The following is a 21,295-nucleotide window of genomic DNA, read 5'->3' as shown; positions in this document are numbered from 1 at the left end:
TTACCTACTTCGCTTCCATCTTTGATGAATTTTGCAATGTATGGTTTTTCTTTTTGAGCTACGCCTAGTGCTGGATCCCATTCTGTAAATCCATATCCGTTTTTAGCTTCTGCTGTAATGTCTGTTCTCTTAGCTAAGTCTGTGTCTGGTTTTACTTTTGCTTTTACTTCTGCTCCAGTTTTTGTTCCTACTTTTACAGTTCCCTTTGTTGCGTCTTCTGACTTGAATGTTACTGTTATATAGTTTGCTGGGATTTCTTTTCCGTCTTTTCCTGTTGTTGGTTTGTCATTTTCCGGATTCTTTGGATCTTTTGGTATCCATGGTATTACTTCGTCTGTTGTGTATTCTATCTTTGTTGCTGTTGCTGTAAATACTTTGTTGCTTTCTGTTACTTTGTAGTCTTTTGGATTACCTGCTGTTTGTCCTGACCAAGTTACATCCTTGTGTCCTTCTTTTAATGTTGCTCTTGGGAAGTCTGCATCAGCTAATGTTTCACCAGATTTTACTAATGTTTTTCCTGTTCCTTGTAGTTCTTTTACTCCGTCACCTTTATTGTATGCTACTACTACCGCATCTATTGGTGTTGGTTGCTTAGGAGCTGTTGGTTTTGTTGTTTTCTTTGCGTATACATATAGCTTTTGTTCTACTTCTAATGAAGAACCGTCTGCAAATGTAATCTTTAATTTTCCGGCTGTAGGATTTAATACTTCAGCATTTGTTGTTCTTGCAGGTTTTGTAACGTCTTCAACTTTCTTTGCTGCTTGGATAGTTGCTTCTACTGCTGCTTTATTTATAGTATCTGTCGACTTAGCTACTACGCCTTTCTTCCAAAAGTCTGCGTTTAGTGTGTCGCCTACCCATACTGCTAGGTCTTTTCCTTCTATGCCGCCTAATACTTCGATCTTTTCTGCTATTGTTTTCTGTGCAGCTGTTGCAGTATAGGTTACATCAGCTTTTCCCATAACTTGATCCCATGGATTACCTACGTTCCACTTAGGCTCTTTATAAGATGCTTGAGCCTTTAAATTAGGGAATTTATCCCTGCTAAGCTTTGCTCCCTCTTTAACTGCATAAGTTTTTCCAAATAATTTATTATCTTCTATTCCATCGCCTTTGGCTATTGTTACTTTGTGGAATCCATTTGGTAATGGTATATTTTTGTCAACTTCTTTTATCTCATCGCCTGATTTAATGAAATATGCTGTGTAAACATCTTTGTTTGCATAGGTATCTTTATCTTTCACAACTTGTTTTACATTAGCTGGGTCTTTATCCCAGAACCAAAATGTATAACCATTCACTGTGTTTACAGTAGGTTTTATACTTCCAAAAGTATTTAAATTAGACTTGTTCTTTTTAACTAAAACTGAAATTACTTCTTTGTTTTGTTCTTTATCTTTTGTTAATGTTCCCTTAGTCTTATCTTCTGTTCTAAATGCAACAATGTTGTAATCATTTACATCGACATCATCCTTTTTACTATCTTTTTTAGGAACATTCTTGTCTTTCTCATTTGTAGGCTTAGTAACATCCTTAGGAGTATATGCAATTACATCGTCCGTATCGTACACTTCTACATATACAGGAACTTTGTCTACAACTTCTTTACCGTTTTTGTCTTTATATTTTACAAGGGCATAGTAAAGACGACTTTGTTCAACTGCATCAGTGTCTGGGGTTCTCTCCCAAGTATAAGTTGTACCCTCAGGTAGATATCCAGTTTTATCTTTTTTAATGAGATTTGCATTTATACCTGTGTTCAGCTCTCTACGAATATCATCACGATCTTTGTATTTTTTTTGGTAAATACCTATCGCAGCTTCTGGGCTTGGTATATTAGCTTCTGGTGTGCCCTTCTTTATACGGATCTTTGTACCATTATTAGTTGGCAAATAAGTCTTTATAACTCCTGGATTTGTCGCTGTAGTTTCTTTTCCACTTCCATTTACCGCTTTAAATGTTATGGCAAAATCCCCTACTTTTGCCTTTGTGTCAGCTTTTAATAATAGTGGTCTTTCAAGTCTTTTGTGGTCTGCATCGTCTGCATTATTACTACTTTCTTTAGTCCCAACACCAAAAGTTGTTCCTGATGGTAGTCCGTCTGCTGTAAACTTCTTTATGATTTTAGATTTATCTCCAGCTTCGTATGTGTATGTTAAAACGTCATCGCCCATGTAGATGTCATCAAAAGGTACTTTATCTAATTGCTTTTCATTATTTAAAGGATTTGTTGCAAAGGAATCTCTTTTAATATTAGGTTTATCTTCAATTACCTTTACTACAAGAGGTACAATGTGAGTTGAACCGTCAGGGTAAATAACATGAACCTTATCCTTTATCTCTTCTCCGCCTTTTGCTCCCTTTGGAATCTTGACTGTAACTTCTCCAGTGTATTGATTTATGCTTATAGGTCCATTTGGTTTAGCTGGTGTTTGAGTAATTGCCCCAGTACTATGATTTGTCTCAAATTTATCCTTTGGATCAGATTCTAACATGAAACGAGTTCCTTCTGGGAATTTTTTACTATTCTTTAAATTGACTGGTAATTTTACAGTCTCTTCTGCTTTTCCGCTTCCTTCATTATAGTAAGGCTCTAATCCTAGATTATCTTTATTAGGTACAACGTCAACAACTGCAATTTTAGAAAAGTTGTAGTTTCCTGTTCCAAGCGGTTTTGCCGTGTTTGTTCTCGCTTCTCTACTTGTAACACCAACTGTTATCCATACTTTTCCAGTTAAATCTACGTCATTTCTTTTTCCTCCCCAACCCATATAGTTGGTAAAGTCACTATCTACATTTGGAAGTTCTCCTTGTGCAGCTACTTCTCCCTCGTCCAGTTCAGTAGTGAAAGAATACATTCTAGTGTTTGCTACATTTAAACCTCCTTGATTGTCTAAGATTGCATACTTTGAATAGTAGTTGTATTTCTCTATGTTGTAAGCCATTGACTTCCCTTGGTCTTTACCCGTACATGGCAGTCTGTATTTTTCTAGTAATAAATCTTTTGAATCAGTTTTATCTCCAAGAATTCTTCTTCCATTATATACAGCATAGTTTCTACCCTTAGCAGCATCATACATTCTGAAGTCTCCGCTAGTTAGCTCTTGCTAATTGTCAGGATATGCTTTCAATTTGCTATATCCATTAGAAACATAGAGGTTCTTCGGATTTTCTAGACCTCTTGATATCGCAATAGTAAAATATGGATTAGTTAAGTCTTTTGTAACACCCATAAGGTCTCCAGCACTTTGTCCTTTAATTATAATATTCCAAAATATAGTGTTGGTATTTTTATCAAATTTTGCATTTACTCTAATAAGCTCATCTGCATAATTATCATTTCCGCCTGGTTTTCTTGACCAGCCGAATCCGTCATATGGATCTTTATATTCTTTGTAGAATATGTTGTTAACACTACTTCTAAACCTTCCAGCAGGTACACTTCCACAATATCCTGTTCTTGACATTACAGCAGCGTCTGAACCATTTTCATAATTGTCAGGCTTCCATGGCGCTTCTCCTGCTCTCGCTTGATTGTCTCTAAGCATTGCTTCTGGTGGATTAGCCGCCGCCCATGCAACTTCTGTTAACGATGGTAGCATTAAGCTTATTACTAACAAATACAAGCATAATTGTTTCCAAATTTTAGAAATTTGAATTTTTTCATTTTTTGAGTCAGTAATATTATTCATTTTATTCCTCCTTTTATTATTTTAATGTGTGATTTTTAGCTTATTACTAGCTTATATATAATTATATAAAAATATAGAGATTTTTTCAAAATATTTGTTGCATTGCTTCTCAATTTAATTTTAAATCTCTATTATTTTTATTGTGATTTTGTTATTGTAAATGGTTTATATAAAAATCTTCTCTTTTTTGAAAATTCGACTCTTGATAACATAGTAAATTATTATCGTGGAGTGTTGTTATTTTCACCAATTCTGTAAATATATTTGACCTTATTTTCTCAATTATTTCAAGTTATGCAAGGTTTTTTATAAGTTTTTTTGAAATTTTTGTAATATAGATCTTTTAATATTTTTATTGTTGTTATATGTGGAAGTGAAAAAAGACAGTTGGGAAAGATGGTAGCACATTCCAACTCGGTCATCCTGAGCGAGGGAATTTATTCTCGAGTCGAAGGATCTAAAATATTGTGGAGTCAGTTGGAAGTACTAAGTTAAATACAGGTCAGATCCGTCGAAGCCATAGCCAAAATCTTTGATTTCGCAGCAGGTCTCATGCAAAGAGTTCCAAAGAAGCCGAGTGAAGTGAAGGCAGATTTGCAGAACTCGGCTGCCCCTCAGGATGACCTTGTAGAGGTTTAGACTTACAAAGGAATCTACATAGCAGAAACATTTCAAAAATATAGAGAAGAATCCTTAAAAAACATAAAATCCGACCAAGGAATAGAAGAAAGAATAAATAGATCAATTCAAGCCGAAGGAGCATTCTCAAAAATAAAGCCAGGCCTAAACTACAACAGATTCCACCACAAAGGAAAAGAAAATATAAAAAGTGAAATATGCCTCATATCAATAGGGCTAAACTTAAATAAACTAACATCAAAAATAGAAAATAAGAACTTAGAAATCATAAAATACAAAGCTGCTTAAGAAAAAAATATTCATTAAAGCCAACTTTATTAAGTGCACCCATTTTTATAGGAAACAAGCTAAATCTATCCAGAAAATAATATAAAAGCAAAAAACACAATGGCTAAACTTTAATATGTAATAAAAAAATGATGTCGCAGAGTAGAATCATCTATTCTGCAACATCACCTTCTTTTTTGATTTAATTTTTATAGGTTTAGCAATTTTTTTGTGAACTTTAGACTAAAATTACTTTCCTAACTCCTTAAAAGCCTCGTCATACTTATCCATAATACCATCACTTATTTCTGCAAGTCTTTTAAAAGCGTCAATATGATTATCAACAAAATTCCTTGCATCTTCAAACATTCTATCTTCTTCTAATTTATTATCAACATCATTTACTTGCTTCTTATTAAGAGATAATTTTGATTTAGACATACCATCAGCTCCTTAAAGTCATTATATGTATATTACACATGATTTTCAATCAAACATTAAACTTGATCTTTTAAAGATTAAGCTTTTTTGATGAAAAACTTTTTAATTGTTATTAGGTTTGTTTATGTAATTCAGCATAAGTTTGAAAGGCTGTAAAGGTAAAACCGTAGACTAAAGGTTGAAAAACCCCGTAAGGCAAGACAGCCGTAAAAAAATTCAATGTGCTTGGACCATTTTTTGCGACCTATGAAATAAAATGATTTAAGGTTTAAGCCGTAAGCTAATCGAGTGCATCTAATGAGCAAAAAAAGCGGTTATGCGTTAAAAATTTTCAACTGTTTGAATTCGCGAAGCGAATGAGTTTTGAAAATTTAGCATGACCGATTTTTTTGGACTCAACGTACGTGGGGTGAAGGGGGTGGTTTGGAGGGGCAATACCACGCAGGCACAAGGGGGCCTCACGATGCCCCTAAGTCCCTCCAATAAGGCATATAAAAGCGGAGCTTTTACCAATTTTTCCCTTTCCCTTTAAAAAAGTATAAAAAAATAACCAAGCCTAGGCTTGATCCAACATAAAAAATATAAAACTATAAAATTAAAAAAACAAAAAAATAAAGAATCCATAAAGATTCTTTCCAGAGTTTTAACAATAAAACTCTACCTCTCCCCCATATTCTCCAAAGTCTTAGAAAGTTCAACAATAACTTCCTTTAACTCCTCCATCTTCTTCTCCAACCTCACCAAGAGGTAACAAGAGATGGCAATGGGAAAACCAATATTTGAAATGTTAGCCAATAAATCTTCCATAATACTCAACCTTACTCAATAGGTTTTTCTTCCCTAGTCACTATAACAGCCCCATTGAAAGTCTTGACAAAACCAACCTTGCCTTCCACAAGCTTGTTATTAATAATATTATCAGAAACATTCTTGACCTCGCTAATAGCAACATTGTCTTTAGGGTTAGAAATAGTAAGAGTCCAAGGCTTACCACCTTCATCAAAAAAACTCATCCTTAATGTTCTAGTATTCTTATCCATAAAAATCTCCTTTCATAACAAGTGAAATCTCAAAATTTCACGCCGACAACTTACAAAGCAAAAGATTAAAAACCTTAAGCATTATTAGACAAAACTTCCTCAGTAATTAAAGAAGAAGTAGCGAACTCGCCAGCAATTAAAGGGTTAAGGCCATTAGAAAGATCATATAAATTGTCCTTAGAAGCCTTAGAATTAATGCCCTTAATAGTAACTGTTCTTCTCTTCATCACGCCAGAAGAATTATCAGCAAAAACTGACTTAAGCATTAGCTTAGTTTCTTTAACTTGAACTGCCATTATTTTCACCTCCTATAATCTACATAGAATAAAATGACAAAAGTTACTAGGCTTAAATAAAAAAATTTTAAAAAATTAGAAATTATAGAGAAGCCCTAAAGGCCCACCACCTTTTCCAATTATTCTCAGACATAGAGCGAGGACAAATCTTGTGCGAAGCATCAAAATGCCTAACCACCCTCTCACGAGGAATATTATAAAGACCCATAAGATACCTAATAATCTTCCTAGCATTCTCAAGAGCAGCCTCATAATTGCCATCCCTGTTGACACAAATCTCAACCCCAATAGAATTAGAATTAGTGATTCCATACCTTCCATGACCATCGCCACAATGCCAAGAAGCATTAGCAGTCTCCACAGTCTCCACAATCCTCTTGTCATCCACAAAATAATGAGCCGAAGCCTGCCTATTGCCACCATTAAAATACCTAAAGTGAGCAAGAGCATCAGCACCAGGACTTTGATTGCCAGTATCATGAATCACAATAAACCTTGGAGTCACATTTCCCGCCCTCTTCATAAAGTTATAACGAATAAGTTGCTTATCAATTACCATAAAATCACCTCCCTTAAAAATTATTATTAAGAATAAACTTACGCAAGTTCACAATGGCATTGACCTTTAAATTGACCACAGTCCTCTTAGAGATACCAAGAAAATCAGCAATCTCACTGAGACCAAGACGCTCATAATAAAAGAGCCTAACCACCATCCCCTGCCTTGGCGTGAGAGAATCAACCGCCTCCTTCAAGATACCCAGCCTCTCAGCCTCCACAAAGTCCGACTCAATATCCACCCCAGCATCAATAGAGTCAAAAATAGACATCCCTTCCTCATCAAGATCCTCATCCCTAAGATCCTTCTCCACCTTAGTCAGATACTTATAATTATCAAGATAAGTGAACTTCAAATAATCCTTCACATACTTCAAAAAAGACCTCTTCCCATCAAAATTCTCCAGACAAAAAAGCACCATATAACGACCATCAGAATAAAGATCATCAAACTCAGAATAAACAGGACAATACCTCTTAATAGAAGACCTAATAAGGGGATCCAACATAGAAAGGATCTTAGCCCTTGCCCTCTCCTCACCAACAAGAGCAGACCTCAGGACCCTGTCAAAGTCTTCATAAGAATACTTCTTAAAGTCCCTAGGACCCTTAGAAGACATAGAAGCACAAGACCCAGTCCCCAGCTCGCCCTCCCTAGGATCAATCACATCAAAAAAATCACTATGACTTGCGGCATTACACATATCATTTCCTCCATTCATAACATCCTCCGACCTCTCATCAAAATTTTCCATTAAGCTTACCTCCTTTTGTAAATTATTCTTAAGGATATTATAGAACTTCCGTTTTATTTTGTCAATCATTTGTTTAAACTTATTTTCTTTATAGAAAATATGGAAAAGAATCTTTTGGAAAATTATGGCAAAAGCTTCGCTTTTAAAAGGTTTTTTTTAAACTTAGGTTTTAATGATTCTTGTTGTTGAGTAAAGACTTTGTCTTTTATGAATTTGTATAAAGCAGAGCTTTACGATTCTTTATCCGGAGGGGGGTTATACCCATTCGGGCACGAGTGACCTTTCGATTGGTCCTGCCCCCTCCGGACCTCCCCCAACACCTTCAACGACCTGGCAGGGGCCTTTGCTTACAACCCCGAGCGGCAGACATCCTAAAATTCAAAACTCACTAAGCTAACACTTATTCTTTATAAAACTTTAAAATTAATAAAATCTCTACCTTTAATAAGATAAAAATTTAATCGCTTAGTTCAAACAGTTGAATTTTTTAACGGCTGTCTTGCCTTACGGGGTTTCTCAACCTTTAGTCCACGGTTTTACCTCTACAGCTTTTCAAACTTATGTAAAATCACTTAATTAAGCCTGACAAAAAGAATAAATCTTTGCATCAAAAAAAGCTTAACCAGTAACGATTAAGCTTTAGCTTGTTATGAGTTTCTATTTAATTGTGAGCTTGTAAATTTTCATGACTTTATAAGGAAGGATAACTTCCTACTCTGTTACGAGGTCATAAGATGTCATGACTTTATAAAAAACTATAACTTCGTACTTAACAGTGAGCTAATCGAGTGCCCCAGCTAGCTGAAATGTTATCGGATTACGAGCTAAGCCAATATGCTGATGACTTATAAGGCAGTAAGCAAAAAGTTCGGAGACGTTAAAAAAATTTCACTGTTCGAGCGAGCGAAGTGAAACGTAGCGAGTAGTTTGAAATTTTTAGTCGGAGAGCTTTTTGCGTATTAATGGGTCGGGCCCCTGCCAGGTCGTTGGGGGTGGTAAGGGGAGGTTTGGAGGGGGAAGGACCAATCGAAAGGTCCTAACCCCCTCCGGAAAGGGAATAATAAAGCTCTGCTTTACAAAAACTTTTTACACAAAACTTCTTTCCATCTTTCTTTAAAGAAAAAAAATAAAGCAGACCCTTCAATCTGCTTCTCTCTTTATATCCCCCCAAGTCTCGTTAAATATTTTTGTAAATTCATCTGAAAGATCTTTCTTTAACAAGGCAAGTTCTTTTTCAAACTCTTTTTCTTCATCAAAATTTTCATTTTCTTTGCCTATTTTTATTTTTTCTAATTTACCTGATGAAATTAGATTTTTTAACTTATCTAACTCTCTCTTATCCTTTATTATAAATAAGAGTTCATCTTCCTCGCCCTTATCTAGGACTAATTCTAGTTTGACTTCATCCATTAAGGCTAAGTTGACTTTAATCTTGTCTGGCTTACAATTTCTAGCATAATGATAATTGTTAAGAGCCTTTAGAGCATCAGCATCCTTATTATGATTAATATTAAAACTAAGTTCATAATAAAGTCTATTTGCAGTCACATTATCTTCAACTGAAGCTTTTGCTTTTTTATTTGGATCTGATGTTGTTTCAGTTGATGAAGTCGGCTCTAGGTAGTAGGCAAGCTTCACTTGCATCTTGTGTAACCACTCTATCCTCTCCCTAGTCACAATCTCCTTGTAAGTTTGTTTCTTATTAAAGTAAAAGCCAGCAACTACACCTATAGTAGCAATAACAGATGATATTATCAAGCCCAAAGACTCTCCTATTCTCTCTTCAGGTACTATAACTAAAGTGTTGGAAACAATACAAATAAAAATAGCCAAAAGAAAAAATGCTAATGAGAAACAAAGAATAAGAAATATAATATCTACTATGAATTTGAATATAGACTTACAATTTCTTAGTAGCTTGGATTCATCTTTACCTTTCTCTTTCTTGTTAGATGTATTTTCTGCTACAAAGTCTGAATTTTTATTTAATCCAATCTTACTAAATAAGACTTTGAATTTATCTTTGACTGACATACTACCACCTCTTGCCCTAATTCTACCAGAAAAAAAATATATGTACAAAAAGAAAAACCCGAGAGTTTCCTCTCAGGTTTTATCTTTAAAGCTTAATTAAATAATCTAAATTATTTAACTTCAAATACTACTTTTTCAAAAACTTCCATTGCCTTAGCATCTTTAGTTGATGTTAAAGTAACTTTAAATTCTGGCTTGTCAGTAGCAACAAAAGCTTTCTTAGATGCTTCAAGTTTTGTTAAAAGTTCAACTTCAACTTTTACATCTTTAACAGCTTTAGCTGTAAGTTGAGCTTCAACTTTAGTCTTAACATCTGCTTCTATTTTAGCAGGATCCTTTTCAGTTGTTTCTTTTGTAAAAGCTTTATCTTCTACTGCTGCTTTAGCTGCTTGAATGTTTAAATATTCAGCAAGAGCTGCTTGAGTAGTATTATCTTTAATTTCTGTAGCTAGGTATCTGTCTCCAACCTTTTGGTCAGTAACGATAAATGATACAAGTCTTTGGTTAGCTTTGAATGCTTCTAAAGCATCTTTATTTTCTTCGTAAGCTACAAAGTGGTTGTAGTAGTATTTTCTATCAGCATTTGCAAGAGAGTTTTCTACTCTTACTGTAAATGTTACATAGTTACCTACTTTTCCAACTTCAGTTACAGTACCCATTGTAGTTCCTTTGTGAACAACTGGAAGTACGCCAACCATTGAACCACGAAGTGTTTTACCATTTTCGTCTCTGTAGTTTTTACCAAGAAGTGAAATATCAGTAGCAGTGTTGCTATTAGTGTTTTCAACTCTAAATTGGATGAAGTTTCCAACTTCAAGACCGTCATATCTCTTAGCAGAGAATATGTCAGCATCTCTTGCATCAAGGTAAGAAATTACTCCGTCCATGTCTCTAACAGTAAGTACCTTACCGTCAACATCAATGATTTCAACAACTGGGTATTTAGCATAATCGTCGTGGTTAATAACCATCTTGTAGATTGAACCAGTTCTTACTCCGTCCATTTCAATAATGTCAAGTTTGTCACCATATTCATTTGGGAATCTTGAAGTGTCATTTGAATTGTTTCTATCAACTAGAGTACCGTCAGTTTTTTCTAGTGTTGTCATCATCTTAGAAGAAGAATCGTTAATTACTCTGAACTTTTCGCCTTCAAATGATTTGTTTACTAGGTTGAATACTACAACTTTTGCAGTTCTTCTATCAGCTGTATCAAATTTGATTGCACCGTAGTTAGATTTGATTCCATCAACATCGAATCCTGCATATACGTCAAGAATTCTGTAGTTATCATAGTTTTTGTATCCAAGAAGAGCAAGTGCTTCGTTTACGTTAGCAACTTTCTTCATGATGTTGTTACCAGGGTTTGCTACATAGAATTCAGTTTTGTCATTAATCTTAAGATCAAATTCTGCAACCATTTTTTTATCTACAGTTACATTGTGGAAAGTAATCTTATTTGCATTAATATTGCTAGAGTTTTTGAAACCAATAGTTGCATAAGAAGTAGCTTTAGCTAAATCTTGAGCATCGTTAGAAGCTTTTCTGTCTTTTTCAACTTTTTGAGTTTCAACAGTGTTATCAGCAACACCTCTCCAAACATCGTTTCTTGCTGCCATTGCAGGATCCATACCCTTAGCAAGATCCTTTGGGTTTCCTAGTTCAATAATGTGAGTTATTTCATTCTTTTCGTTAACAAGAATTCTAACTAGTGAACCTAGGTAGTATTCAGTAGCTCTAAGATTTAGAGTGCTAAGTTTAACAAGTTGTTGTCTTGAAGCATTAGTTCCAGTTACAAATACAGTATCTCCTGTAACCTTGTATTCCATTTTAGAATCTTGGTTAAGTTGAAGTGTGTTTTTTGTAAGGTTAGAGATAATACCTCTAGTTTCGTTAGCTGGTACTCTCTTGAATTCTTTCATTGTGTAAAGTGCATTGTAAATCATTGTGAATGCATCTGCTCTGTTAGCTGCCTTGTCAGAATCAGTAACAGTTACATCGTTAAGAATTCCTAATTGAGCAGCCCAAGTCATCCAATCAGATGCCCATTTAGCGTTTTTAACCATGTCTGCTGTAAGGTCTTTTTTAGCAAGAACTACAAGCATTTTAGATAATTCAGCGTAAGTTACATCTTTTTCTGGCTTGAATGATCCATCAGGGTATCCTGCTAGCATAGCGATTCCGTTAGCATCAGATGGAACTGTAGTTCCTACTGTGATAACTCCGTTTGCCCAGTGCTTAGCATCAACATCAGAGTAAATCTTCATTGATCCTTGTAGTTGTTTTGATAATTCTTCATTACCATTAGCAAGTACAAGAAGTCTTGTGATTTCGGATCTCTTGATGTTTTTGTCAAGACCGTAAGTTCCGTCTTCGTAGCCTTCAACTAGCTTTTTGTCGATTACGTATTGGATTTTGTTATCTTTTCCAACTACTTTTTCAACTTTTTCTCCAGCTTCAGCTTTTTTAGTTTCAGTCTTTTTAACTTCTTCTTTTTTAGCTGTAGCTTCTTTAGCTGCTTCGGCGAAGACACTTGTGAATGTTCCTAGTACCATAACTAGTGCTAGTACTAGAGAAATGATTTTCTTGTTCATTTGTCTTTCGACCTCCTTAAAAATTTTGTAGATTCTACAAAAGTCTCAAACTTTTGTCGCCGGGACTGAACTATCTCGGCTAAGAGGTCGACAAATAAATATCGCCTTTTGGTTTTATTTAATTGTCATGTTCCTCTTGTGTTTCTATTATACACTAGAATTTTGCTTTGTAAAATTACAATTACATTACATAAAGGAATTATGCGAAATTCTTTTGCAACATTCTCTCTCGTGATGGCTTGTATTTTATTTGGCACTTTCTCGTGTTAATAGGACCGGTCTTTTAAGACCGTATGTAGAATTATAACAAAAGGGTTACAGGATTGCAATTTTTTATTTTTTCTTTTCTAATTAGATAAAGAAAGAAATTGGAAAGAAAAGAAGAGATGGTTTCGTTCTTCTATAAGATATAAAAGGAATAAGAATTTTTTGTAAAGCCATGCTTTACTATTTATCTTTAAGGAGGGGGTTAGCTTGCTAATAAAATTATTTTAAAAGCTGACGCTTTTATGATCCTTATTGGAGGGGCTTAGGGGCATCGTGAGGCCCCTTGCCCCTCCAAACCACCCCCTTCACCCCACGTACGTTGAGTCCAAAAAAATCGGTCATGCTAAATTTTCAAAACTCATTCGCTTCGCGAATTCAAACAGTTGAAAATTTTTAACGCATAACCGATTTTTTTGCTCATTATATGCACTCGACAAACTCACTGCTAAAAACGAAGTTATAGTTTCTTATGAAGTTATGAAACTTTATAAGGTCATATCTAATTTTAAAGTTGTAGTTCCTTATGAAGCCATAGAAGTCTATAAACTCATAGATAATTATTAAGCTGTAATAAAGAAGAAGCTTAATCAATACTGACTAATCTTTATCTTTTTATAAATGTGTATTTAATTGTAAAGTTATAATTTTCTATTGACAATATGTCTTATACACCATATTATCTTTGTATAAGAGGTATACCGGTATGTATGAAATTATATTTTATGATAAGGAAGATGGCAAAGTTCCTGTTGAAGAATTTTTAGATTCTTTAAGCCCTAAATTATTGGCGAAAACTTTAAAAGATATCGATCTATTGGAAAAGTTTGGGAATAATCTTAGAGAACCTTTTTCAAAGAAGTTAAGTGATGGTATTTTTGAATTAAGAACAAAACAATCTAGTGACATAACTAGGATCTTTTATTTTTTTATATTTGATAAAAGAATAGTTTTAACCAATGGTTTTGTTAAAAAGAGTAATAAAACTCCAAGATCTGAAATTGAACTTGCTATTAAATATAAAAAAGATTTTGAAAGGAGATTTTTATGAGAACTTACAATGATTACAAAAAGGAAATTTTAAAAAATGATGAAATTAAGTCTGAATATGATGCACTTGCTCCGGAATACGACATTATAGAAGCCATGATTATAGCTCGTAAGAATCTTAATCTAACACAAAAGGACTTGTCCGAAAAAACTGGGATTAATCAAGCAGACATCAGTAGAATTGAAAATGGTACAAGAAATCCAAGTCTAAAAATGTTAAAAAAACTAGCAAATGGACTTGGAATGCAATTGAAACTTGAATTTAAAGGTTAATTTTTATTTTAAATTTTTATATTATATCAAAAAAGCTACGCTGTTTTCATTTGCGAAAACAGCGTAGCTTTTTTATTATATAAAGAATTTTCTCACGCCTATCATTCGGTTTTAATTTTTGACCGACATTTTGGGTGACATCCCTTACGCTTATTTTCTCTTAGTTAATAAGTCCTTAAAACTTTTATTTGCTTTTGCAAAAGCAATTTTCTCACTTCATGAGTTCTACAAATCTTTCTTTTAAAGAAACCTTTGTCTTGATCCCTAGTTCCCCAAAGACCTCATCTAACTTTTCATAGAGTTCTAAGAAGTTTTCATAGGATATGTTGTTGCCCATGTGTCCTATTCTAAATACTTTTTCGAAGATGTTGCCTGCTCCTTTGGAGATTAAAATTCCTTTTTTTCTCAAGGCTCCGATGATGTCTTCTGCTATAAAGCCTTCTGGCACTATGACTGCTGTTAGGGTGTTGGACCTGGAGTCCTTTGCGTAGAGTTCGAAGCCTGCTCTCTCAAATATTTCTCTTGTGACTTCTGCGTATTTTTTGTGAAGGGTCAAGGAGTCTTTTTCAAATAATAAATCTAGGGCTAGGTCTAGGGCATAGGTTAGGTTTTCGTTCATTGTGTATGGGAAGGCGAAACCGTCTGAGTAGGCGTAGTAGTTTTCGAAGTTCATATAATAGGATGGTACTGGTTTTTTCCTTTCTCTTATTGCCTTCTTAGCTCTCTCTGATATGGTCACTAGGGTTAGGCCTGTTGGTGCTGATATACATTTTTGGCTTCCTCCTAGGGCGATGTCGACTTTGTAGTCGTCGAAGTCAAATTCTTCTCCCCCCATGCCTGATACTGTGTCTACTATTGTTAGGATGCCGTAGGAGCTTAGTAGCTTGCAGATGGTCTTGACGTCGTTGGTGATGCCTGATGGTGTTTCGCAGTGGACCATGGTTGCTACTTTGAAGTCGTGATTTTTTTCTAGGAAGTTTTTAAGTTTTTCTATGTCGAAACCTCGTCTAAAGTCGTCTTGGTATATGTAGGGGATACCTTCATAGTATTTTACAAAGTCTGCAAATCCTGCTCCAAAGACTCCGTTGTTAAGGACTAGGACTTTGTCGCCTTCTTCTACTAGGTTTATGATGGCGCCTTCTAGTCCTATCATTCCTTCGCCTAGCATGATGAAGGATGTGGCTTCTGTCTTTAGGAGTTTGGAAATTTTCTTTTCTACTTGTCTGTGTTTTTTTTCATATTCTGGATCTATGTCTGGGTTAGTTAGTGACTTGCCCATTACTTCCATTACTCTTGGGTCGATTGATGTTGGACCTGCGCATAGTATTTTCATTTTTTACCTCTCTTTGTGATTTTGTAATCTTGTAATTTTGTAATTTTGTAATTTTGTAATTTTAAAATTTTTCTTTGCGACTTTTATTATATCAAATAAAAAAGCAAGCTGCCCTAGGACAACTTGCTTTTGTTTTATTTTATCTTTAATCTTTTCTTTTTTAGTTTTTAAAGAGTGGTGAGACTCTTTTGTAGACTAACATCATCACTGCTGATGTTGTGAATCCTTTTATTAGGTTAAAGGGTAGGACTGAGTAGATCATCATTGTGAATAGGCCTGTGATCTTTGGTGTGATTGCTGTTCCCATTCCTATGATTGCGTCCATTGGCATTACCTTGCCGTATAGTGGGAATACTACGAAGTAGTTGGAGATCATTGCGAGTGTTGTCATGGCAAGGACTCCTAGTGTCATTGATACTATTGCTCCCTTGTATGTCTTGTGTCTTCTATAGAAGTAGGCTGACACGAAAGCAAAGGTTGATGAGATGATGAAGTTGGATAGTTCGCCAACTCCTGCTGTCATTGTGCCCTTAAAGATTATGTGCATTATGTTTTTTAGGGCTGCTATTATGATGCCATAGGCTGGTCCCATTGTGAAGGCCCCCATAAGGACTGGTAGGTCTGAGATGTCTAGCTTCATAAAGGGTGGTGCTACAAAGGTAAGTGGTAGTTGAAAATACATTAGTATAAAACCAATTACTGATAGCATTCCTACTTTTGTCATGTCTTTTGTTCTTATCATAGAACTTGAATTTACTTTATTCATTTTACCTCCTGTTGGGGCATGAAAAAACCCCGAACCTTCGGGGCGTGAAAGTTTAAATCATTCTCTCATCCAGACTTTACTGTCGGTATTGGAATTGCACCAATTCGGCTTGCGCTCGCGGACTTTACCGCCGGTTGGGATTTGCACCCTTCCCTGAAGATTTAAAATATTATTTATTTGATGTTTTTATTATATCACTTGTTAAATTTTTTTCAAGCTTTATATGGAGTTAATTTATATTAAATTGATGAAAACTTTCTTTAAAAGCATATAAAAAAAGTTTTTTCATCATAAAATATATTTTTATTTTCACTTCTTTTTAAGGAGGGGGTTAAGGGGCATTGCGAGGCCCCTTTTCCCCCTCCTTAAACCACCCCTTTAAACCCCACGCGCGGAAAGTCCAAAAAAATCGGTCATGCTAAATTTTCAAAACTCACTCGCTTCGCGAGCTCAAACAGTTGAAAATTTTTAACGCATAACCGATTTTTTTGCTTATCTTATACACTCCCATTAGTCTACGATTCTAGCTAAAGGTGTGCTCCTTCATAACGCCTCAACAAGTTGGGTATTTTTGCTAAGTTATTTGTTTATCAAAAGTTTTTTTCGATTAGTTTTTATTGTTTTGGTTGGGCTTGTGGTTGACCAACTATTACTTGTCCGCCAGCATCCTTTACCTTTTGGGTTGCTGAGTTATAAACTATAACTGGCATACCCGTAAAGGTTTGTGGATATAGGTTTTTCATTACTGGGACTGGAATGTTTATACAGCCATGGGATCCACCTGATTTATAAATATTTCCTCCAAAGGTTGATCTCCATGATGCATCGTGAAGGCCCACTCCCGACCAGTTTATTGGTGCCCAGTAGGAAACTTTTGAACGGTAGGTTTCTCCTGTTAGGTACCTATCTCTTTCACGGGACCAAATCCTGTCAGTGCCTGTTGGTGTTCCGTTACCCTTGGTTGGGTTTCCTGTTACAACATTGGTTTCAAGTTGTAAGGCTCCGTCTTTGTAGTACCAAAGTTTTTGCCTTGCAAGGTCTACTTCGATGTAGGTCTTGCCAACATCATCAAGCTTTCTTGATACTGCGTCTTGTCTGTAGGATGGTTTAATTGTAGCTGGCTCATCCTTTGCAAGAGCTTCTTTTATTTTTTCTCTTGTAGCTTTCCTATCTGTTAGCCAACCATAGATGCCTCCGTCAACTTTCATTAGGCCAAGTCCTGTTGAGTTAAAGATCCTGCTTGTCCTGTAGGTGTCATACTTGGCTGCAAGTCTTTCCACAAAGTGCCTTAGTTTGTCTTCGTCAAGGGCAAGGGTCCCGTCATCTGTCTTGGAATACATGGCAATTATCCCTTGACCTGTAACCTCTTCCTTCCTATCGTCAAAGTCAAAAATTATTTTTTTCTTGTAGATGTCTTTATAGGATGCAAGTTGATTTTTTAGATATTCTGAGTCCTTAGTTACCTTTGGCTCTTGGTAGAGATTTTCGTCTGCAAGGTTAAGTTTTTCCTTCTTATCTCCAAAGTAACCTAGGATGGTGTTTCTAAATTCGTCCATCTTTATGAAGTTGCCGTGAACTTCATCTTGAATTTTAAATTCTCCATTTTTGAAGATGACTTTTGCATCTTCTGAGTGGTCCTTTTGACCCAAGACTGGCTTAAGTTTATTTATTTTTTTGTCTAGGGCTTCTCCATCGTAGGTAAGGTCAGTGTCTACTTGGTAGTGTTTTGGCACAAGAGATGCTACTGGCCAATAGAAGGCTGTCTGGTCTATGGAGTCACTTCCAAGAGAGTCAATGTAACCAAAGTCCTTGGCAGAAATCTTGTCGTTTAATTTTTTGTCCTTGGCGATGATTTCAAGCTCAAAGTTTCTCGAAAGGTCCTCGTAGGTCTTTTGCAGTTCAGATTTTTTTACAAGTCCAAAGTCCTTTCCATTTATGTAGGTCCTTGGCATGTACCTATTGGTGAAGAAGAAAAGTCCTCCTATATATATTGAAATTATTAAAATTAGTATTAGTCCGAAAATTATTTTAAATGTTTTTTTCATAAGTCCTCCCTCACATATTATACTAGATAAAAAATTTTTTTATGTAGGATTTTGTAAATGTAAAATATTTGTAAATATTTTTTGCTTTGTCTTTAATCTTCTATATATTTTTAGTGAAGTCTTTAATTTATTATTTAAATTTTTATCAAATATCTAAAGGAATTTAAGGGAGTAAAAAAACCACAACAAAAAGTTGTGGAATAAAAATCTTTTATAATTTTATCAAAAATAAATATATTGGATATATCTATTGATATGTACCCTCTTTACTGGACAAACCAGTAAGGAGGGTATTTTTTATGAAATATAGTTATGAATTCAAAAAAGAATGTGTACAGTTGTATAGAGAAGGTAAATGGCCCAATACACCTGAAGGAACAAAAGAAAAAATCTTTCATAATTCAATTAGAATATGGTTTAAGTTAGAAGAACTTCATGGACCAGAAATTTTAAAACATGGAAATAATATCAATTGGACACCTGATGAGAAATTAGAAATGGTATCTAAAGTGTTAGCTGGAAATTCAATAAAGTCCATAGCAATTGAATATGGAATTAATGATGGACAACTCTATTCATGGGTTAACAAGTATAAAAATTATGGATATAATGGTCTTGTTAATAAAAAGAAAGGTCGTAAATCCAAAAATCCAAGCATGAAAAGTAAAAATAACCATAAAGCAAAAGAACTTAATGAATCTGAAAGAGAAGAGCTAATAAAACTTAGAGCAGAAAATGAATATATAAAGGCAGAAAATGAAATAATAAAAAAAGAGATCGCCTTGAGAGAAGAACGCTACGCTGCGCAACTCAAGGCGAAAAAGCAGCGATTGTCAAAGAACTCAAAGAAAAAGGATACAGACTAAAATATCTTTTAATAGCTATTGATATGCCAAGGTCAACATACTATTTTGAAATAAATAAAATTGATAAAATAAAAATTAAGAATAGTCATGTGGCAGATAAAATAACTCAAATATTTAACTTACACAAAGGAAGATATGGAGTAAGAAGAGTATATATGGAGTTGCTAAGTCAAGGTTATGTCATAAATCATAAAAGAGTTCAAAGGATAATGCATGAGTTAAAACTATTCGGAAAAAGATCTAAGGAAAAATATCACTCATATAAGGGTAAGATAGGGAAAGTAGCTGATAATATAATAAATAGAGATTTCAAGGCAGATAGACCTCTGCAAAAATGGACCACTGATGTATCAGAGTTTAAATTTTCTTGGGGTAAATGCTACATATCTCCAATACTTGATATGTATACAAATGAGATAATCTCTTATGACTTATCCTTACACCCTAATTTAAAACAAATATCCAATATGCTAGAAAAAGCATTTAACAAATTTCCAAAACTAAATAATCTAATACTGCATTCAGATCAAGGATGGCAATACCAACATAAATATTATGTGAATGAGCTTAAAAAACATGGTATAAGACAATCAATGTCAAGGAAGGGAAATTGTTATGATAACTCCATTATGGAGACATTCTTTGGAAGATTAAAAAATGAAATTTATTATGGTTATGAAAAGAGCTATAGCTCTTTTGAAGAATTTTCGAGAGCAATAGAGGAATATATTGATTATTACAATAATGAAAGAATTCAATCCAAAACAAAATGGATGCCACCTACAAAGTATAGGTTAGCATCCACTACAATTAGTTAATTGAATATTGTGTCCAGTTTTATGGGTACACATCATATTAATTCAAGCAATTTTTATTATTTATTATTTTTATTACTTTCAGCGTCTATTAAATACTGTTGAATATTAATTGTTGGAAGTGTAAAAGGTGGAATGTTTGCCAATGAAGTATAAGATGAAACAATAGCTCTAATATAAGGAAATAAAATCGATAAGGCATTGGCTAAAAATTTTTCGCCATCAACCTCTCCTTCAAAAGAAAAAATTCCTTCAACATCTACCTTCATTTCAAAGGGGTAACCATTGCTCTCTGAATTTTCAAATATATTTACTCCCATCTGAACATTCATTCCCTTTTCATAAATTTGATAATCGTGACCTATTTCAAAGGACATTATTATAGGTTCGTCAGAATCAAACTCTCTATTAAGTTTATAATTTATTTCTAAGACTCTATATTCTTCAAAAGATATTTTGCCTTTTATTTCATTTGTTTTTTTATTGTTCATTTTATGCCGCCTCTGTTAATAAAACGTCAATTTTTAAATTCTTGTTATTAATATACGACCTAGATTTATTGATATAAAGAGTCTTAGGATCACTATTATAATAAATAGTATCAGATTCACTTATTTTATAGCTCGAATCATTATATTTATTGCAATTAATTTTATTACTTACTTCTTCGTAAAAAATACTATCGTCATATTTTATAGAATTTTCCGCAAAAAAATCTTGAACTTCATAAGTCGGTTGTATATTCATATCCTTACAAACTTCATCCAATATTTCTTCACTATATATACTGTCACCTTTTTTATAAAACATCACACAACCTCCTCCACATTCTTTATTATAGAATCTTTAAATTTCTCACTTACACAATATTGTTTTCGATTTACATCGAAAATTTTATTATGCCCTCCTGCTGAAAAAGTTCTAGTAATTAGTGCTACATCGTATAATCTTTTATAATAATTCAAATAGAAACACCATAGTTTTTTTCTGTTTCTTACTGGAATATATTTTTTCCTTTTTATTAGTTCTCCCTTTAAAATATCACAAAATTCTTCAAAATTTTTATGTTGATCTTCTTCGTCTAGATTTAAGATATATGCTTTATCTACTTCTAAATAAGCCTTTAGCACCATAATATCTTTTTTATTAATTTTTCTTGCCTTTGGCCAAAAATCATTGGCAGTATATAGATTGTCCCAGAAGTATACTCCCTTTCCCAACCATTCACTTTCTCCATCACTACATTTAAAACTTTTAGTTCTCAGAATGTTTTTCCCAAATGTCTTATAAGTAGTGTGATAAACCTCATATTTTTGCACTTAAATCACTTTTCTCTCATACTTTTTTCTCTTATTCTTAGGTATAAGTAATATTATATTATCACACAAAAAATCATTTATCCATAAAATTTATAATTTGCATCTTAAAAATGGACACAAAAAAACACACGACTTAAATCGTGTGCTTGATGTTGGTGCGGGAAAGAGGACTTGAACCCCCACTCCATTGGAACTAGATCCTAAGTCTAGCGCGTCTGCCAATTCCGCCATTCCCGCATGAAGTTTTA

21 protein-coding genes, 1 tRNA gene and 1 riboswitch are annotated in these 21,295 nt (G+C 34.2%); of the genes, 5 read left to right on the top strand and 17 right to left on the bottom strand.

From position 1 onward, the window contains the following. Positions 1-3,080, bottom strand: a 3,080-nt coding sequence (locus CAN42_RS04755; protein WP_135100550.1) for a Rib/alpha-like domain-containing protein, incomplete at its 3' end; no start/stop codon positions are given. A 27-nt stretch (positions 3,081-3,107) separates the two neighbouring features. Further along, the gene (locus CAN42_RS04750; protein ID WP_085875743.1) at positions 3,108-3,692 is read right to left on the bottom strand and encodes a hypothetical protein; all 585 of its coding nucleotides are present in this window, start codon (positions 3,690-3,692) and stop codon (positions 3,108-3,110) included. Between the two features lie 651 nt (positions 3,693-4,343). On the opposite strand from CAN42_RS04750, the gene CAN42_RS04745 reads away from it, so the two are divergent. Further along, positions 4,344-4,619 (top strand): transposase, encoded by a 276-nt coding sequence (locus tag CAN42_RS04745; protein WP_085875761.1) that lies wholly within the window; start codon positions 4,344-4,346, stop codon positions 4,617-4,619. Between the two features lie 228 nt (positions 4,620-4,847). Here CAN42_RS04745 and CAN42_RS04740 read toward each other — a convergent pair whose 3' ends face one another. The 8 genes from CAN42_RS04740 to CAN42_RS04705 all read right to left on the bottom strand — a co-directional run bounded on the left by CAN42_RS04740 (position 4,848) and on the right by CAN42_RS04705 (position 12,316). Next, positions 4,848-5,039 carry a hypothetical protein gene (locus CAN42_RS04740; RefSeq protein WP_085875742.1) on the bottom strand — a complete coding sequence of 64 codons (192 nt, stop codon included), beginning with the start codon at positions 5,037-5,039 and terminating at the stop codon, positions 4,848-4,850. 657 nt (positions 5,040-5,696) lie between these two features. Further along, positions 5,697-5,846 carry a YvrJ family protein gene (locus CAN42_RS04735; RefSeq protein WP_085875741.1) on the bottom strand — a complete coding sequence of 50 codons (150 nt, stop codon included), beginning with the start codon at positions 5,844-5,846 and terminating at the stop codon, positions 5,697-5,699. Between the two features lie 11 nt (positions 5,847-5,857). Next, positions 5,858-6,079, bottom strand: a complete 222-nt coding sequence (locus CAN42_RS04730; RefSeq protein WP_085875740.1) for a DUF2922 domain-containing protein — start codon at positions 6,077-6,079, stop codon at positions 5,858-5,860. A gap of 74 nt (positions 6,080-6,153) precedes the next feature. Continuing rightward, positions 6,154-6,375, bottom strand: coding sequence for a DUF1659 domain-containing protein (locus CAN42_RS04725; protein WP_085875739.1), 222 nt, complete (start codon positions 6,373-6,375; stop codon positions 6,154-6,156). An 82-nt stretch (positions 6,376-6,457) separates the two neighbouring features. Continuing rightward, complete coding sequence (locus CAN42_RS04720) at positions 6,458-6,934, bottom strand: peptidoglycan recognition protein family protein (RefSeq protein WP_085875738.1); 477 nt, start codon at positions 6,932-6,934, stop codon at positions 6,458-6,460. Between the two features lie 13 nt (positions 6,935-6,947). Then, positions 6,948-7,688, bottom strand: coding sequence for a sigma-70 family RNA polymerase sigma factor (locus CAN42_RS04715; RefSeq protein ID WP_085875737.1), 741 nt, complete (start codon positions 7,686-7,688; stop codon positions 6,948-6,950). Positions 7,689-8,828: 1,140 nt separating this feature from the next. Further along, the gene (locus CAN42_RS04710; protein ID WP_085875736.1) at positions 8,829-9,722 is read right to left on the bottom strand and encodes a hypothetical protein; all 894 of its coding nucleotides are present in this window, start codon (positions 9,720-9,722) and stop codon (positions 8,829-8,831) included. A gap of 110 nt (positions 9,723-9,832) precedes the next feature. Then, positions 9,833-12,316, bottom strand: a complete 2,484-nt coding sequence (locus CAN42_RS04705; RefSeq protein ID WP_085875735.1) for an S-layer homology domain-containing protein — start codon at positions 12,314-12,316, stop codon at positions 9,833-9,835. Between the two features lie 970 nt (positions 12,317-13,286). Here CAN42_RS04705 and CAN42_RS04700 point away from each other — a divergent pair. Next, entirely contained in the window at positions 13,287-13,631 is a 345-nt protein-coding gene (locus CAN42_RS04700; RefSeq protein WP_085875734.1) for a type II toxin-antitoxin system RelE/ParE family toxin, read from the top strand. Further along, positions 13,628-13,903, top strand: a complete 276-nt coding sequence (locus tag CAN42_RS04695) for a helix-turn-helix domain-containing protein (RefSeq protein WP_209019201.1) — start codon at positions 13,628-13,630, stop codon at positions 13,901-13,903. Before CAN42_RS04700 ends, CAN42_RS04695 begins: the two co-directional genes overlap by 4 nt. Positions 13,904-14,114: 211 nt before the next feature. Here CAN42_RS04695 and CAN42_RS04690 read toward each other — a convergent pair whose 3' ends face one another. From CAN42_RS04690 to CAN42_RS04680, 3 genes are all read right to left on the bottom strand, one after another. Beyond that, positions 14,115-15,236: a pyridoxal-phosphate-dependent aminotransferase family protein gene (locus CAN42_RS04690; protein WP_085875732.1), complete on the bottom strand. Its 1,122-nt coding sequence runs from the start codon at positions 15,234-15,236 to the stop codon at positions 14,115-14,117. Between the two features lie 160 nt (positions 15,237-15,396). Beyond that, positions 15,397-16,002 carry an ECF transporter S component gene (locus CAN42_RS04685; protein WP_085875731.1) on the bottom strand — a complete coding sequence of 202 codons (606 nt, stop codon included), beginning with the start codon at positions 16,000-16,002 and terminating at the stop codon, positions 15,397-15,399. A 52-nt stretch (positions 16,003-16,054) separates the two neighbouring features. Next, positions 16,055-16,167, bottom strand: a riboswitch (FMN riboswitch). A 449-nt stretch (positions 16,168-16,616) separates the two neighbouring features. Further along, on the bottom strand, positions 16,617-18,047 hold the full coding sequence (locus CAN42_RS04680) for a L,D-transpeptidase family protein (protein ID WP_085875730.1): 1,431 nt from the start codon (positions 18,045-18,047) through the stop codon (positions 16,617-16,619). 299 nt (positions 18,048-18,346) lie between these two features. Here CAN42_RS04680 and CAN42_RS04675 point away from each other — a divergent pair, with 299 nt between their 5' ends. Then, positions 18,347-18,913, top strand: coding sequence for a helix-turn-helix domain-containing protein (locus CAN42_RS04675; RefSeq protein ID WP_085875244.1), 567 nt, complete (start codon positions 18,347-18,349; stop codon positions 18,911-18,913). Then, positions 18,877-19,731 (top strand): IS3 family transposase, encoded by an 855-nt coding sequence (locus tag CAN42_RS04670; protein ID WP_135100538.1) that lies wholly within the window; start codon positions 18,877-18,879, stop codon positions 19,729-19,731. The genes CAN42_RS04675 and CAN42_RS04670 overlap by 37 nt, the downstream gene beginning before the upstream one ends. 56 nt (positions 19,732-19,787) lie before the next feature. Here CAN42_RS04670 and CAN42_RS04665 read toward each other — a convergent pair whose 3' ends face one another. The 4 genes from CAN42_RS04665 to CAN42_RS04650 form a co-directional block, all read right to left on the bottom strand. Continuing rightward, positions 19,788-20,219 (bottom strand): protein-export chaperone SecB, encoded by a 432-nt coding sequence (locus CAN42_RS04665; protein ID WP_085875729.1) that lies wholly within the window; start codon positions 20,217-20,219, stop codon positions 19,788-19,790. A gap of 1 nt (position 20,220) precedes the next feature. Further along, entirely contained in the window at positions 20,221-20,538 is a 318-nt protein-coding gene (locus CAN42_RS04660; RefSeq protein ID WP_062572016.1) for a hypothetical protein, read from the bottom strand. After that, the gene (locus tag CAN42_RS04655; RefSeq protein ID WP_062572017.1) at positions 20,538-21,047 is read right to left on the bottom strand and encodes a hypothetical protein; all 510 of its coding nucleotides are present in this window, start codon (positions 21,045-21,047) and stop codon (positions 20,538-20,540) included. The genes CAN42_RS04660 and CAN42_RS04655 overlap by 1 nt, the downstream gene beginning before the upstream one ends. Positions 21,048-21,200: 153 nt before the next feature. Further along, positions 21,201-21,284: transfer RNA gene (locus tag CAN42_RS04650), tRNA-Leu, on the bottom strand. Between the last annotated feature and the right edge of the window lie 11 nt (positions 21,285-21,295).

Source organism: Peptoniphilus vaginalis (assembly GCF_900176605.1).
GTDB lineage: Bacteria > Bacillota > Clostridia > Tissierellales > Peptoniphilaceae > Peptoniphilus_A > Peptoniphilus_A vaginalis.
The sequence above is the reverse complement of the archived record's forward strand: the minus strand, read 5'-3'. Positions and strand labels throughout refer to the sequence as shown.